11 protein-coding genes are annotated in these 12733 nt (G+C 53.0%); 1 reads left to right on the top strand and 10 read right to left on the bottom strand.

From position 1 onward, the window contains the following. Positions 1-11: 11 nt before the first annotated feature. From odhB to sdhC, 6 genes are all read right to left on the bottom strand, one after another. On the bottom strand, positions 12-1235 hold the full coding sequence (gene odhB / locus PMPD1_RS07405) for a 2-oxoglutarate dehydrogenase complex dihydrolipoyllysine-residue succinyltransferase (protein WP_173633429.1): 1224 nt from the start codon (positions 1233-1235) through the stop codon (positions 12-14). 15 nt (positions 1236-1250) lie between these two features. Next, positions 1251-4058: a 2-oxoglutarate dehydrogenase E1 component gene (sucA, locus tag PMPD1_RS07400; RefSeq protein WP_173633428.1), complete on the bottom strand. Its 2808-nt coding sequence runs from the start codon at positions 4056-4058 to the stop codon at positions 1251-1253. A gap of 253 nt (positions 4059-4311) precedes the next feature. After that, entirely contained in the window at positions 4312-5028 is a 717-nt protein-coding gene (locus PMPD1_RS07395; RefSeq protein WP_173633427.1) for a succinate dehydrogenase iron-sulfur subunit, read from the bottom strand. Between the two features lie 16 nt (positions 5029-5044). Continuing rightward, positions 5045-6811, bottom strand: a complete 1767-nt coding sequence (gene sdhA, locus PMPD1_RS07390; protein WP_173633426.1) for a succinate dehydrogenase flavoprotein subunit — start codon at positions 6809-6811, stop codon at positions 5045-5047. Then, positions 6811-7158 carry a succinate dehydrogenase membrane anchor subunit gene (gene sdhD / locus PMPD1_RS07385; RefSeq protein WP_173633425.1) on the bottom strand — a complete coding sequence of 116 codons (348 nt, stop codon included), beginning with the start codon at positions 7156-7158 and terminating at the stop codon, positions 6811-6813. Before sdhD ends, sdhA begins: the two co-directional genes overlap by 1 nt. Beyond that, the gene (gene sdhC, locus PMPD1_RS07380) at positions 7152-7541 is read right to left on the bottom strand and encodes a succinate dehydrogenase cytochrome b556 subunit (RefSeq protein ID WP_173633424.1); all 390 of its coding nucleotides are present in this window, start codon (positions 7539-7541) and stop codon (positions 7152-7154) included. The genes sdhD and sdhC overlap by 7 nt, the downstream gene beginning before the upstream one ends. A 634-nt stretch (positions 7542-8175) precedes the next feature. Here sdhC and PMPD1_RS07375 point away from each other — a divergent pair. Continuing rightward, a complete protein-coding gene (locus PMPD1_RS07375) occupies positions 8176-9459 on the top strand; it encodes a citrate synthase (RefSeq protein WP_173633423.1) in 1284 nt (427 codons plus the stop codon). A 54-nt stretch (positions 9460-9513) separates the two neighbouring features. Here PMPD1_RS07375 and nei read toward each other — a convergent pair whose 3' ends face one another. From nei to PMPD1_RS07355, 4 genes are read right to left on the bottom strand one after another with little or no spacing between them, the layout of a single operon-like run. Continuing rightward, a complete protein-coding gene (gene nei, locus PMPD1_RS07370; protein ID WP_173633422.1) occupies positions 9514-10305 on the bottom strand; it encodes an endonuclease VIII in 792 nt (263 codons plus the stop codon). 15 nt (positions 10306-10320) lie between these two features. Continuing rightward, entirely contained in the window at positions 10321-10968 is a 648-nt protein-coding gene (gene pcp / locus PMPD1_RS07365) for a pyroglutamyl-peptidase I (protein ID WP_173633421.1), read from the bottom strand. A 7-nt stretch (positions 10969-10975) separates the two neighbouring features. Further along, entirely contained in the window at positions 10976-11992 is a 1017-nt protein-coding gene (locus PMPD1_RS07360) for a DUF979 domain-containing protein (protein WP_173633420.1), read from the bottom strand. Then, positions 11992-12720, bottom strand: coding sequence for a DUF969 domain-containing protein (locus PMPD1_RS07355; protein WP_173633419.1), 729 nt, complete (start codon positions 12718-12720; stop codon positions 11992-11994). The genes PMPD1_RS07360 and PMPD1_RS07355 overlap by 1 nt, the downstream gene beginning before the upstream one ends. Positions 12721-12733 lie beyond the last annotated feature (13 nt).

Genomic DNA, 12733 nt, shown 5'->3' with positions numbered 1-12733 from the left:
GCCCGACGAGATTAAACGTCCAGCAGCAGACGCGCCGGATCTTCCAGCATCTCTTTCACCGCCACCAGATAGCCCACGGATTCGCGGCCATCAATCAAACGGTGATCATAAGAGAGCGCCAGATACATCATCGGCAGAATGACCACTTGGCCATTGACTGCCATCGGACGATCTTTAATCGCATGCATACCGAGGATGGCACTCTGCGGTGGGTTAATGATCGGTGTCGACATCAGTGAACCGAACACGCCGCCGTTGGTGATGGTAAAGTTACCGCCGGTCAGTTCATCAACGGTCAATTTACCGTCGCGCCCTTTCACCGCCAGTTCCTTAATTTTCTTCTCAATGTCAGCCATGCTCAGCGCATCCACATCTTTCAGCACTGGCGTCACCAGACCGCGCGGCGTAGAAACCGCGATGCTGACATCGAAGTAGTTGTGGTAAACCACATCTTCGCCATCAATTGACGCATTCACTTCCGGGAAACGCTTCAGCGCTTCGACGACCGCTTTAATGTAGAAGGACATAAAGCCGAGGCGCACGCCGTGACGCTTCTCGAAAGCATCGCCGTACTGCTTACGCAGTTCCATAATCGGCTTCATATTCACTTCGTTGAAGGTGGTCAGCATCGCGGTGCTGTTTTTCGCTTCCAGCAGACGCTCTGCCACGCGCTTACGCAGACGCGTCATCGGCACACGTTTTTCACTGCGATTACCCAGTGCAGGTGCAGATTGCGCCGCGCTCTGTGATTGCGGCTCAGCTTTTTTCTCTTCTGGTTTTTTCGCCAGATGTTTTTCAACATCTTCACGCGTAATACGTCCGCCTACGCCGCTCCCCTTAATGGCGGAAACATCTAAATCATGCTCCGCGATCAGGCGACGGATGGCCGGGCTTAACGCGTCATTGCTCTCTTCTTCCAACGAAGCGGATTGGCGCTGTGCAGGCGTAGACTCTTTCACTTCAGGCTTGGCTGCGGCTTCTTTGCCACCGCTGTTGCCCTCTTTCAAACGCCCCAATACCTGGCGAGAGGTCACCGTCGCACCTTCATCTTCTAACACCGCTTCAAGAATACCATCGGCGGAGGCAGGCACTTCCAGCACCACTTTATCGGTCTCAATTTCAACCAGAACTTCATCGCGGCTTACCGCATCGCCTGGTTTTTTATGCCAGGTTGCCACGGTCGCATCGGCAACAGATTCAGGCAGGTCGGGAACGAGAATATCTACGTTACTCATTATCTATCCTTTAATTTAATCAACGTTCAGCGCGTCATTAACCAGGTCTTTTTGCTGTTGCTGGTGAACGGACATATAGCCCACCGCGGGTGAAGCGGAGGCCGGACGACCGGCGTAGCGTAAAGAGGCACCAAAGGGAACCACTTCGCGGAAGTGGTGCTGACTACAATACCAGGCGCCCTGATTCAGCGGCTCTTCCTGGCACCAGACGAAGTCATGCACGTGCGCGTAGGGCTGCAATACTTCCTGCACGGCTTTGTGCGGGAACGGATAAAGCTGCTCAATACGTACGATGGCAACATCGGTCTGTTCATTCTTACGGCGTTGTTCCAATAAATCGTAATAGACTTTGCCGGAACAAAGTACAACACGTTTCACGCCTTGCGGATCAAGTGAGTCAACCTCGCCGATCGCAGGCCTAAAGCTACCTTCCGCCAGCTCATCCAGCGATGAAACCGCCAGCGGGTGGCGCAGCAATGATTTCGGCGACATGACCACCAACGGACGGCGCATACCACGCAGCGCCTGACGACGCAGCATGTGGTAAACCTGCGCGGGCGTTGATGGGACACAAACCTGCATGTTTTGCTCTGCGCAAAGTTGCAGATAACGTTCCAGACGCGCCGATGAGTGCTCCGGCCCCTGACCTTCATAGCCGTGCGGCAGTAACATTACCAGGCCACACATACGGCCCCATTTCTGCTCGCCAGAGCTGATGAACTGATCAATCACCACTTGCGCGCCGTTCGCGAAGTCGCCAAATTGTGCTTCCCAAATGGTCAGCGTGCGAGGCTCAGCCGTCGCGTAACCGTATTCGAAAGCCAGAACCGCTTCTTCAGACAGTACCGAATCCCACACTTTGAACACACCCTGGCCGTTATGTACATGCTGTAACGGGGTGTAAGTGGAGCCGTTAGCCTGATTGTGGATAACCGCATGGCGATGGAAGAAGGTACCGCGCCCCATATCTTCGCCAGACAAGCGGCACGGAATGCCTTCATCAACCAGCGTCGCGTAAGCAAGGTTCTCCGCCGCGCCCCAGTCGAACAGTTTATTCCCCTCTGCCATTTCGGCGCGGTCGCTATAAATTTTCGCGACACGGGCCTGGATTTCAACCGTTTCCGGTACGTGACTGATGCGCTTAGCCAGCTCCTGCAACCGTTTTTTATCAATGGTTTCCGGGTAGCTCTCATCCCACTCGTGGTTAAGATAAGGCGACCAGGTGAAGGAGTGCAGACTCATCGGACGCCATTCCGGCACCACGCATTCGCCCGCATCCAGCGCATCGCGATACAGGTTAACCATCTCGGTTGAGTCTTCCAGGCTGGCAATCTTTTCCGCTTCCAGTTTATCGGCGTAAATTTTACGCGGCGTCGGATGTTTTTTAATTTTCTGGTACATCACTGGCTGGGTCGCACTTGGCTCATCCGCCTCGTTATGACCATGACGGCGATAACACACCAGATCGATAAAGACATCACGTTTAAAGGTATTACGGAAATCCAGCGCCAGGCGCGTTACGAATGCTACCGCTTCCGGATCATCCGCATTAACGTGGAAGATTGGCGCCAGTACCATTTTACCGATATCGGTACAGTACTGAGTCGAACGCGCATCACGCGGGTTCGAGGTGGTAAAACCAATTTGGTTATTGATAACAATACGTACCGTACCGCCTACCTCATAACCACGCGCCTGCGACATGTTCAGGGTTTCCTGCACCACGCCCTGGCCGGTGACGGCCGCATCGCCATGAATAGTGATCGGTAAGACTTTATTACTGCTCGGTTCGTCCAGGCGATCGAGACGCGCACGCACCGATCCCATGACCACCGGGCTGACGATTTCCAGGTGCGAGGGGTTAAACGCCAGCGCCAGGTGAACCATTCCGCCTTCGGTTTCAACATCCGATGAGAAGCCCATGTGGTACTTCACATCACCGGTACCGAGGTGCTCTTTATGTTTACCGGAGAATTCGTCGAACAGATCCTGCGGCTTTTTACCCAGTACGTTGATCAGGACGTTTAAACGCCCGCGGTGCGCCATACCCAGCACCACTTCACGCGTACCGCTTTTACCGGCATGGCGAATCATTTCGCGTAGCATCGGCACCAGCGCATCGCCGCCCTCAAGCGAGAAGCGTTTCGCACCAGGGAATTTCGCGCCGAGATAACGCTCAAGACCTTCCGCTGCCGTCAGTTCTTTTAGGAAACCTTTCTTCTCTTCAGCGGTAAAAGAGGCGTGCCCTACCACCGATTCGATCCGCTGTTGCAGCCAGCGTTTTTCTTCGGTGTTAGTAATGTGCATATACTCTGCGCCGATCGATCCGCAATAGGTTTGCTTCAGCGCGGCGTAGAGATCGCCGAGCTTCATGGTTTCTTTACCGATGGCAAAAGATCCCACGTTAAAGCTTTCCTGGAAATCCGCCTCGGTTAAGCCGTGGAACGCAGGGTCAAGATCCGGTACCGTTTCCTGTTTCCACAGGCCTAGCGGATCGAGGTTTGCATGTTGATGGCCGCGAAAACGAAAGGCGTTGATCAACTGGAGAACTTTAACTTGCCGGGAGTTGGTCTCAGGATCGCCGACTGATGCGGCATAACGCGTGGCATCTTTCGCCAGGCGGCGGAAATATTCACGCGTCGTTGAGTGGAACTGTTCAGGTCTAACCCCAGTGCCAGGAAGCTGCTGGAACAAAGAACGCCACGCAGCATCAACAGAGTCAGGATCGGTTAGAAAATCCTCATAGAGTTGCTCTATGTAAGATTGGTTCGCGCCGGCCAGCCAGGAGGAGTCCAGCCAGGGCTTCATCGCGCTGTTCTGCATTGTGATCCCTTAAGCATTTTATGCTTTTTTTCGAGGTTTCATTGTTGCCGGGTTACCGGCTTGCCGTAGTCAGGGTGTGACAAATTTCATTAACACACCCGGTCAGTTCATCGATACGAGCGCTGTGCGCTACCGGCGCCCGGGCCCGTAAGGGAACCTTTGTAAGACTTGTCGCCAGGATCATGCAACAGCCCTTACAAAGGTTTCCGTGCAACTGGCGGCAATCGCGGAGGATCGCCGCCAGCATCAATATCTATGCGCTACGTTGCAACAACATTGATTTAATATGACCAATCGCCCGCGTTGGGTTGAGGCCTTTCGGACATACGCTCACACAATTCATGATGCTGTGGCAGCGGAATACACTGAAAGCATCATTTAGATTATCCAGACGCGCATCGGTTTCGGTATCGCGGCTATCAATCAGGAAGCGGTAAGCGGCCAGCAAGCCGGCGGGCCCGATAAATTTATCCGGATTCCACCAGAATGACGGACAAGAGGTTGAACAGCAGGCACACAAGATACACTCATACAGGCCGTCGAGATGCTCGCGCTCTGCCGGAGATTGTAAATGCTCGCGCGCAGGCGGATTCTCGCCATTATTCAACAAGAAGGGTTTAATCTTCTCATACTGCGCATAGAACTGGCTCATATCGATAACCAGATCGCGAATTACCGGTAGACCGGGCAGCGGACGGATAACGATTTTTTGTTTGCCGTTGCCTAAAGCCGAGATCGGCGTAATGCACGCCAGACCATTTTTGCCGTTCATGTTCAGGCCATCTGAACCACAAACCCCTTCACGGCAGGAGCGTCGAAACGCCAGCGTCGGATCTTTCTCTTTCAGGCGAATGAGCGCATCCAGCAACATCATGTCACGCCCCTCTTCCGCCTCCAGGCTATATTCCTGCATGCGCGGCGCGTCATCAACATCCGGGTTATAACGATAAATAGAAAATTCGAGTCTCATCGTTCTCTCTCCGCAATTAGTAAGTACGCGCTTTCGGTGGGAAAGCTTCGCGCAGTTTCGGTTGCATGTTCACCTCACGGCGCGTCATGCTTTCCGTTTGCGGTAAATACAGGCTATGGCACAGCCAGTTTGCATCGTCACGTTCGGGGTAGTCGAAACGGCTATGCGCACCACGGCTTTCGGTGCGGAAGTTCGCCGCTACCGCTGTGGCGTAGGCGGTTTCCATTAGGTTATCCAGTTCCAGGCACTCAACACGCTGGGTATTGAAGTCGCTGGAACGATCATCCAGACGGGCGTTTTTCAGGCGCTCACGCAGCACTTTCAGCTCTTCCAGACCTTTCGCCATCGCATCGCCTTCACGGAATACCGAGAAGTTATGCTGCATACAGGCCTGCAACGCTTTGCGTAACTCGGTAGGATCTTCGCCGGTGACATTGTTATTCCAGCGATTAAGCCGCGCCAGCGAAGCTTCAATATCCGACTCGGAGGCCTCACGCAGTTCGCCCTGCTGCTCAATGGATTCCTGTAAATGCAGGCCCGCCGAACGACCGAATACCACCAGGTCAAGCAGTGAGTTCCCGCCCAGACGGTTAGCACCATGGACAGATACGCAGGCAATTTCACCCACCGCGAACAAGCCAGGGATCACCACATCTTCACCCTGCTCATTCACCGTCAATGCTTGACCGGTAACTTTCGTCGGGATGCCACCCATCATATAGTGGCAAGTCGGGATGACCGGGATCGGCTCTTTGACTGGATCAACGTGGGCGAATGTGCGAGACAACTCGAGGATCCCCGGTAAACGAGACTCGAGGACTTCTTTGCCCAAATGGTCCAGCTTCAGTTTCGCGTGCGGCCCCCACGGGCCGTCACAGCCGCGCCCTTCACGAATCTCAATCATAATAGAACGTGCAACCACATCGCGACCGGCCAAATCTTTGGCATTCGGCGCATAACGTTCCATAAAGCGTTCGCCATGTTTATTCAACAGGTAACCGCCTTCACCGCGACACCCTTCGGTTACCAGCACCCCGGCGCCAGCAATACCGGTTGGGTGGAATTGCCACATTTCCATATCCTGGACCGGTACCCCCGCGCGTAGCGCCATACCGACACCGTCGCCAGTGTTAATGTGCGCGTTGGTCGTCGATTGGTAGATGCGCCCCGCGCCGCCGGTCGCTAACACCGTGGCTTTGGCTTTGAAATAAACCACTTCGCCGGTTTCGATACACAACGCGGTGCAACCGACCACCGCGCCATCGGCATTTTTCACCAGATCCAACGCGTACCATTCAGAGAAGATAGTGGTTTTATTTTTCAGGTTCTGCTGGTACAGGGTATGCAATAAAGCATGGCCGGTACGGTCGGCGGCCGCAGCGGTACGTGCCGCCTGCTCGCCACCGAAATTTTTCGATTGGCCGCCAAACGGGCGTTGGTACACGCGACCATCGTCGAGGCGAGAAAAAGGTAAGCCCATATGTTCCAGTTCCAGAATCGCTTCCGGACCGGTTTTACACATATACTCAATCGCGTCCTGGTCTCCAATATAGTCGGAGCCTTTAACGGTATCGTACATATGCCATTCCCAGTTATCTTCATGGGAATTGCCCAGCGCAACCGTAATACCGCCCTGAGCGGAAACCGTATGCGAACGCGTGGGGAACACTTTTGACAACAGGGCGCAGGTTTGGCCCGATTGGGAAATCTGTAGCGCGGCACGCATGCCTGCACCACCCGCGCCGATCACAACGGCGTCAAACTCTCTGACTGGCAAATTCATCACGCACCCCACACCACTACAGTTCCATAAATTGCATACACCAACAGTACGACTACAATCACTAGTTGCAGCATTAAGCGCATCGCCAGCGGCTTAACGTAGTCGGTCAGCACTTGCCACATCCCAATCCAGCCATGAACCAGAATGGAGAACAGGGTTAGCAGGGTGAAAACTTTGGTGAAGTTGGAGGCGAAAAAGCCGCGCCAGGTATCGAACGTCAGCGTACCGGACATCACGATAAAACCGAGGATATAGAGCACATAGAGGGCAATAACCATGGCTGCGGCCCGTAACAGAAGCCAGTCATGTATACCGTTGCGCCCCAGTGCAGAAGCATTGCTTACCATACGAGGACTCCAGCCAAAATTGAAAGCACGACAGTAATACCAAAGGCCACTTGAGCAGAACGCGTGCCAATGGCTAGCGTCTCACCAAGAAAACCAAAATCCATCAGCATGTGGCGGATGCCGCCGGCGATATGGTAAGCCAGAGCGGTAAGAATACCCCATACGATGAATTTAACGACAAAGCTATCCATCACGGCAGCAGCCTGTTGGAAGCCTTCGGGTGATGAGAGAGAGAGACCAAGTAGCCAGAGCAGAATACCGACCGCCACAAAGGTGATCACGCCGGAGACGCGGTGGAGAATGGACGCTATTGCAGTAACGGGAAACCGGATCGTAGTGAGATCCAAGTTGACAGGTCTTTGTTTTTTCACGGTTTTGCCCACACAGCCTTTCTTATTTTGCTTCCTCCGGTCCTGAAGGTGAGACCGAACACGGGCGTGTTCAGACGATTGGCACCGTCACCAAAACAGCAACATCCAGTGTTAATTGACGCGGTAAAACGCTGGGTGGCTCCTGGTGTCAGGGTATTCCGGAGACCTGGCGGAAGTATAGGGGGATCACATTCCTATTACAATTCCCCTACAATCTCTTTGGTCACATTTAGACGGAACAGTGATCATACTCACATTTTTCATAAATTACACAAATTTAATTATCTGATTTGACAAAAGTTCAACATTCCTGTTACAAACAAACCATTAAAAACCCTATGATGCGGAAAAGTTATGGGGATACACTTTCCCCTAAGCACAAGTTATGTAACATTGGCTGGGTGAGTTACCCAACAGCATCAGGTTATTGGTTACGAGAAAATTAATGACTAGACCGGATCTTTAACAACCGCGAAACGCAGCAGCACACCTGCCGGACACTTCACTGGTCGCGCCCATCGCTCTGTACCCTGCACGAAACAATATGCCACAGAGTTGATAGTCTGCATTTTATCCCGGCAGTCCGGAATGTGATGGCAATTCAGGTGTCAAAGATCCTACAAATAAGGCGCTAAGGAGACTGTAAATGGCTGATAAAAAAGCGACGCTAAACCTACAAGGCGAAGCTCCTATCGAGTTAGATGTGCTAGAAGGTACGCTAGGTCAAGATGTTATTGACGTCCGTACGCTTGGATCAAACAACCTGTTCACATTTGACCCTGGCTTCACCTCTACTGCGTCTTGCGAATCCCAAATTACTTATATTGATGGTGATGAGGGAATATTGCTCCACCGCGGTTTTCCTATCGATCAACTTGCCACTCACTCTAACTACCTCGAAGTTTGCTACATTCTGCTGAATGGCGAAGCGCCGACGCAGGCACAGTTCGAAGAGTTCCGTACTATTGTGACCCGCCACACCATGATTCATGAGCAGATTACCCGTCTGTTCCATGGCTTCCGTCGCGATTCTCATCCGATGGCGGTAATGTGCGGCGTGACCGGTGCGTTAGCCGCGTTTTATCATGATTCACTGGACGTTAATATTGAGCGTCACCGTGAAATCGCCGCTTTCCGTCTGCTGTCTAAAATGCCGACGGTCGCTGCGATGTGTTACAAATACTCGATTGGTCAACCGTTTGTTTATCCGCGTAATGACCTTTCTTATGCCGCTAACTTCCTCAACATGATGTTCTCTACACCTTGTGAAGAGTATGTCGTTAACCCGGTCCTGGAACGCGCAATGGATCGTATTCTGATCCTGCATGCTGACCATGAGCAAAATGCTTCCACCTCTACCGTTCGTACCGCTGGTTCATCCGGCGCCAACCCGTTTGCGTGTATCGCGGCCGGTATCGCTTCTCTATGGGGGCCGGCACATGGCGGCGCTAACGAAGCCTGTTTACGTATGCTGGAAGAGATCAGCACCGTTGAGCATATTCCAGAGTTCCTGCGTCGCGCGAAAGATAAAAATGACTCTTTCCGCCTGATGGGCTTTGGTCACCGCGTGTACAAGAATTACGATCCGCGTGCCACCGTGATGCGTGAAACCTGCCACGAAGTGTTGAACGAACTGGGTATGAAAGACGATCTGTTAGAAGTGGCGATGGAGCTGGAACATATCGCGCTGAACGATCCGTACTTTATCGAACGTAAGCTGTATCCAAACGTCGATTTCTATTCCGGTATCATCCTGAAAGCGATGGGGATCCCCTCTTCTATGTTTACGGTTATTTTCGCCATGGCGCGTACCGTTGGCTGGATCGCTCACTGGAAAGAAATGCATGATGATGGGATTAAAATTGCGCGTCCGCGCCAGCTTTATACCGGCTACGACCAACGTGATTTTCAGTCTCAACTGAAAAAATAAGTTTCCGGCGGGCCTCCCCGCCCTGCACAAAAAAGCGGACATTGTCCGCTTTTTTTATTTCTGACACCCAGGGCACCAGTAAAAGGGCCGAGAAGAGAGCACGCTTCGCTCAATGGTTGTACCACAGCGTTCGCAAGGCTGCCCGGTACGGTGAAATACCTTGAAGCGAAACGCTGCGCCATGATGTCGGCTTTCATCCATGGTGCCGCGCATACGGTATGAATGGCGTGGGATCGCCAACAACGCATGGCATAACGCGTTCAAGCGATCTTCACTGAGGTTTTGTGCTTTGTGCGTTGACAGCAACTGTGCTTCCCATAAAATCTCTGCCCGCAAATAGTTACCTAATCCGGCGAGAAAGGCCTGATCAAGCAACAGCCCGCTTAGCTGACGCCGTGCAAAACGCGTAGACAGTAAACGTTCCCGTACCGCCTGTTCCGTCAGTGTCATATCCAGCACATCCGGGCCGACGCGCAGTAAGAACGGATGGTGCGCCAGCCCCTCCGCATCGAGCAACTCAATATCGGAGGCGCTATACAACAGGATCGTTCGGTCGGCGGTGGCTAAGCGAACGCGCAGCACCCGTTGTGTTTCCGGTTCCTGACCGGTGTCGATAACACGCCATACCCCATATAGCTGGTTATGGCTGTATAACGTCAGATGATTAGAGAAATGGGTAAGTAGCGCTTTACCGCGCGTTTCAATCGCACAGACTGTTTCGCCCACCAATGCCGGTTCGTAGGTTTTTAACGCCGGAAAAGCAAACCAAACGTCGGTCAATGGCTTACCAACTATCGCCTGTTCAAGCTGGTCCGCCGCTCGTCTTATCTCCGGGCCTTCAGGCATCACTGCTCCTTGTCATTAATGTGTTGCGCCCCCTTCCAGACGCAAATCCTGTTCGGTACGTAAGGCAATGGTTATTGCCATCTCCAGCGCTAAAATCACCGTTTGCGCCGCCATGCTTGGCGTTCCCGGATGTTTTACCGCTTGCTCAGGCAAATAGGGGATATGAATAAAGCCGCCGCGTACCTCGCCGCCCTGTTGGTGCAGATGGTGTAATAAACCATACATCACATGGTTACACACATAGGTTCCCGCGGTTTGTGAAACCGATGCCGGAATACCTGCTTCACGAATGCCTTCCACAATGGCCTTAATCGGTAACGTGGAGAAAAACGCCGCTGGCCCCTCGCTTACTATCGGTTCATCAATCGGCTGATTTCCTTGATTATCGGGGATACGTGCGTCATCAACATTAATCGCCACGCGCTCAACGCTAATCTCTGCTCGTCCTCCCGCCTGGCCGACCGCTAAGACCAGTTCAGGTTGCAACTCATCAATGGCCTTATATAACGAGGTTAAAGCGTGGCCGAACACACAGGGGAGTTGACGCGCCACTATCTTCGCGCCGCATAACATGCGCTCATTTAACTGGCGAACCGCTTCCCAAGAGGGATTAACCGACTCGCCGCCAAAAGGTTCAAACGCCGTGATCAGGACCGTTTTCATTATCACCTCACAAAAACATCAGGAACCAAAGCAGGAACATATTAACCACTAACAGTAGCACGCCAGTCGGCACCTGCGCTTTGATCACCGCATTACGATCCGGCAACTCCAGTAACGCCGCGGGTACCAAATTAAAGTTGGCGGCCATTGGTGTCATGAGTGTGCCGCAATAGCCTGAGAACATCCCAATTGCCGCCATTACCGCCGGATTTCCACCATGTTGAACCACTAAGATAGGGATACCGATACCGGCAGTCACAATCGGGAAGGCGGCAAACGCATTGCCCATCACCATGGTGAGTAATGCCATACCCAGCGTGTAAGCCGCCACGGCGACAAAGCGATTATTCACCGCCAGATAGGTTTCGGTGAGATGTGAAATTGCCGAACCGACACCGGCGGCGGTAAACAGTAACCCAAGCGTGGCGAGCAGTTGCGGCAAAATAAACGCCCAGCCAATCGCATCCAGCAAACGTCGCGCCTCCTGCATCGACTGCGCCGGACTTTCACGCGTCATGGCGAGCGCCATCAGCCAGCCCAGCACACATCCCAGGGTGAGAGAAAATAGCGTGATTAGCGTGGTATGATTTCCGGCGCCAAACACTTTTTCCTGCAGGCCGGGAATATGGTTAAACGCCAATACACTGATCACCGTGACGACCGGAATCAACAGCGCAGGCATAAATAGGCGGTTTTTCAAACGCGCAGCGCTGGTTTTGCGTTCCACATCGGTGCGCTGATGATAGCGTCCCACTTTCACTCCACCGAGCCCGGCAATAAGCCCCATCACTATCACCAACACGCCCACCAGGATATGCAGCATGCGTTGACCGTCCGGCGCGGAATGGTTGAACGAGGACAACAGTTTCGCCGCCCAGTCGCCCAACAAAAATACCACCCCATACAGCGCCCAAAACAGGCCGGTCGTCAAGCGACGTGGGTTCGCCTTATCGCGCCACGACATAATGGCAACCACGCAGAGAATGATACCCGCCAGCCAAAAGAGATAATGCTGCTGAAACATTAGCGCTCTCCTTTCGCTGTTAATGCCTGTGCAGTTAACTGCGACAATTCTGCCGCCAGTTGCTTATCCATCCGACGTAAGCGTACTGCGTGAATGATAAAGGCGCACACTGCGGTCGGGATCCCCCATACCGCGATATGTAACGGCTCAGTTTCGATCCCACCGGCTTGCAACATGAAGTTATGCATAAACAGGATCGCGCCAAAGGCAACGAAAATATCTTCGCCAAAAAATAGGCCGACATTATCCGTGGCGGCGGCCATCGCTTTTAACCGATGGCGGATTTCAGGCGTCAACTCGCCATAACGGTTTTCCGTCGCCCCTTCCGCCATTGGCGCCAGCAACGGACGAACCATTTGCGGATGACCGCCAAGGCTGGTGAGGCCCAACGCGGCGGTGATTTCGCGGATAAAGAGATAGATAATCAACAGACGCCCCGCGGTGACGCTTTTAATCTGTGCAATCCAGGTTTGTGCACGCTCTTTCAGCCCGTGCCGCTCAAGGAGACCGATAACCGCCAACGGTAACAGTAAAATCAAGGTTAAATTACGCGTATCAAGAAAACCTGCGCCCAATTTTTCCAGAATATCCACCACCGGAATATGTGCGGCCACCCCCGTTACGATACCGGCAATAATCACCACCAGTACCGGGTTGAAGCGTAATAAAAAGCCGATAATAATCGCGCCGATGCCGATTAACGGCCACAAATTAACCGTATTTTCCATCTTTTCCTCCCCT

The organism is Paramixta manurensis (genome assembly GCF_013285385.1).
Classification (GTDB): Bacteria; Pseudomonadota; Gammaproteobacteria; order Enterobacterales; family Enterobacteriaceae; genus Paramixta; species Paramixta manurensis.
This window is presented reverse-complemented; position numbering and strand designations above follow the sequence as displayed.

What these genes read in the sequence shown, in the direction of transcription:
- odhB (WP_173633429.1), bottom strand. Translation starts at nt 1,235, where the DNA reads ATGAGTAACGTAGATATTCTCGTTCCCGACCTGCCTGAATCTGTTGCC.
- sucA (WP_173633428.1), bottom strand. Translation starts at nt 4,058, where the DNA reads ATGCAGAACAGCGCGATGAAGCCCTGGCTGGACTCCTCCTGGCTGGCC.
- PMPD1_RS07395 (WP_173633427.1), bottom strand. Translation starts at nt 5,028, where the DNA reads ATGAGACTCGAATTTTCTATTTATCGTTATAACCCGGATGTTGATGAC.
- sdhA (WP_173633426.1), bottom strand. Translation starts at nt 6,811, where the DNA reads ATGAATTTGCCAGTCAGAGAGTTTGACGCCGTTGTGATCGGCGCGGGT.
- sdhD (WP_173633425.1), bottom strand. Translation starts at nt 7,158, where the DNA reads ATGGTAAGCAATGCTTCTGCACTGGGGCGCAACGGTATACATGACTGG.
- PMPD1_RS07375 (WP_173633423.1), top strand. Translation starts at nt 8,176, where the DNA reads ATGGCTGATAAAAAAGCGACGCTAAACCTACAAGGCGAAGCTCCTATC.
- nei (WP_173633422.1), bottom strand. Translation starts at nt 10,305, where the DNA reads ATGCCTGAAGGCCCGGAGATAAGACGAGCGGCGGACCAGCTTGAACAG.
- pcp (WP_173633421.1), bottom strand. Translation starts at nt 10,968, where the DNA reads ATGAAAACGGTCCTGATCACGGCGTTTGAACCTTTTGGCGGCGAGTCG.
- PMPD1_RS07360 (WP_173633420.1), bottom strand. Translation starts at nt 11,992, where the DNA reads ATGTTTCAGCAGCATTATCTCTTTTGGCTGGCGGGTATCATTCTCTGC.
- PMPD1_RS07355 (WP_173633419.1), bottom strand. Translation starts at nt 12,720, where the DNA reads ATGGAAAATACGGTTAATTTGTGGCCGTTAATCGGCATCGGCGCGATT.